Source organism: Mesorhizobium sp. M7A.F.Ca.ET.027.02.1.1, assembly GCF_004022985.1.
GTDB lineage: Bacteria > Pseudomonadota > Alphaproteobacteria > Rhizobiales > Rhizobiaceae > Mesorhizobium.
Genome location: NZ_RZOL01000664.1, coordinates 1 through 1968, shown reverse-complemented (window position 1 = coordinate 1968; position 1968 = coordinate 1). Strand labels below are relative to the sequence as shown.

At 63.5% G+C, this 1968-nt stretch carries 3 protein-coding genes; all 3 read right to left on the bottom strand.

The features are described from left to right. On the bottom strand, positions 1 to 339 hold a 339-nt coding region (locus EN749_RS34870), incomplete at its 3' end, for a dihydroxyacetone kinase subunit DhaK (RefSeq protein WP_189367928.1). A gap of 90 nt (positions 340 to 429) precedes the next feature. After that, entirely contained in the window at positions 430 to 852 is a 423-nt protein-coding gene (locus tag EN749_RS34865; protein WP_127328785.1) for a hypothetical protein, read from the bottom strand. A gap of 11 nt (positions 853 to 863) precedes the next feature. After that, on the bottom strand, positions 864 to 1968 hold a 1105-nt coding region (locus EN749_RS34860), incomplete at its 5' end, for a putative PEP-binding protein (RefSeq protein ID WP_145991151.1).

Below are 1968 nucleotides of genomic sequence, written 5' to 3'. Positions count from 1 at the left end.
GAAGTTCATGACGTCGCCTTCATAGTTCTTGACGATGAACAGGCAGCCGGCGCCCGTGTCGACGGCTTGCGACGCCGCCAGCATCTGGTCCGGCGTCGGCGAGGTGAACACCTGGCCGGGGCAGGCGGCGTCGAGCATGCCGTGCCCGACAAAGCCGCCATGCAGCGGCTCGTGGCCGGAGCCTCCGCCGGAGATCAACGCCACCTTGACCGGCCGCAAGGTCTTGCGGCGGATGAATTTGTGCTCGTCGCCAAGCACCAGGATGTCGGCATGGGCGGCCACGAAACCGTCGAGGCTCTCGGTCAGCACCGTGTCCACCGAGTTCATGAACTTCTTCAAGATCGTCTCCTCCCGAAATAGGCCTTCCAAACAATTCCAGGAAAAATGTGTCGCGGTTTTTTCCGGAATTGCGTAAAACAAAGAGTTCGATCAGCTACCCTTGCCGGTGATGCTGGTGATCTTCTGGATAAAGTCGTTCACCGCTTTGTCGAGTGCGGCGTTCTGCTTGTCGTCGCCGAAATCCGGCACCACAAGCGAGACATGCCGCGTCTTGCGCATGCCTGCCGCGACCGAAATTTTCCCCGGATGCGCCTGATGGTAGGCGGCGAGAAACTGATCGCGCTCAACCGGACTGAAATGGCAGACCGAAAATATAGCCGGCAAATGTTTAGACGGGATCGGAATTGAATAGGCAGGACTGGAAATCTGCGTGACGAAGCTTCGGTGTTTGCCGAGCGCATCGGCCAGGCGCTGGCGCATGCCGGATGGGCGCTGGTCGATGACGTGCGACAGGATCGTCTTGTAGGCGCGGATCGCGTCCTCGGAGCCAGGTTCGGGTTTGATGTCGACCATGCCGGCCGCGCCTAGACAGAAACGTCCGCGATGGCCGCCTTGGCCATGGCGAGTTGCGCCGGAGCGACGGAAAGATCGCGCAGGCCGGCCTCGAGCAGTGACGGGATCGAGGCCGGATCGCCGCCGGCATCGCCGCACAGGCTGACCGGTATTTTTTCTTGTTCGCCAAACGCGGTCACGGCAGCGATCAGCCGCAGCACGGCTGGATGACGGACCGAATTGAGATGAGCCACGGCAGAGTTGTCGCGGGCAGCCGCCATGACATATTGGGTGAGGTCGTTGGAGCCGATCGAGAAGAAGGCGGCATCAGCAAAGGCTTCCGGCAGGATCGCCACCGACGGCACCTCGACCATGATGCCGAGCGGCGGCATCTTGCTCGCGATGCCGCGCGCGGCAAGTGCGGTCTGCTCCTCGGCGAACATCGCCGCTGCCTGTCGGTATTCCTCCACAATGGCGATCATCGGAAACATCACTTTCAGATTGCCGTGCACCGCGGCGCGCAGCAGTGCCCGGATCTGTACACGAAACACCTCCGGCCTTGCCAGCGACAGCCTGATTCCGCGCAGGCCGAGGAACGGATTGCTCTCCTCGATGGTGAAGCCGGGCACCGGCTTGTCGCCGCCGGCATCGACGGTGCGGATCGTCACCGGTTTGTCACCAGCCCATTCCAGCACCTTGCGATAGGCGCGATACTGTGTCCCCTCGTCCGGCAGCGTCTTGCCGAACAGGAATTCGGTGCGCATCAGCCCGACCCCGTCGCAGGTGGCGATATCGATGCCGTCGACCTCGGACGGGTCGGCGATGTTGAGTTGCACCCGCACCGCCCTGCCGGTCTTGGTGACCGCCGGCCGCGCCAGGAATGTCCCGGCCCGGTTGCGGCGCGCAGAGAACGACGCGCAGGATTGCCGAAAAGCGGCGATTTCGGTCCTGGAGGGCGACACCACGATGCCGCCATGTTCGGCGTCGAGCAGGGCGATGCCGGCGAGATGAGCCGGCGAAGCACCGAGACCGACGATCATGGGTACGCCGCGCGAGCGCGCCAGCATGGCGACATGGCTGGCGGTGCTGCCCGCCCTCAGCGCGATGCCGCCGCCGCTGCTCCAGTCGGTTTCGAGA

What these genes read in the sequence shown, in the direction of transcription:
- EN749_RS34865 (WP_127328785.1), bottom strand. Translation starts at nt 852, where the DNA reads ATGGTCGACATCAAACCCGAACCTGGCTCCGAGGACGCGATCCGCGCC.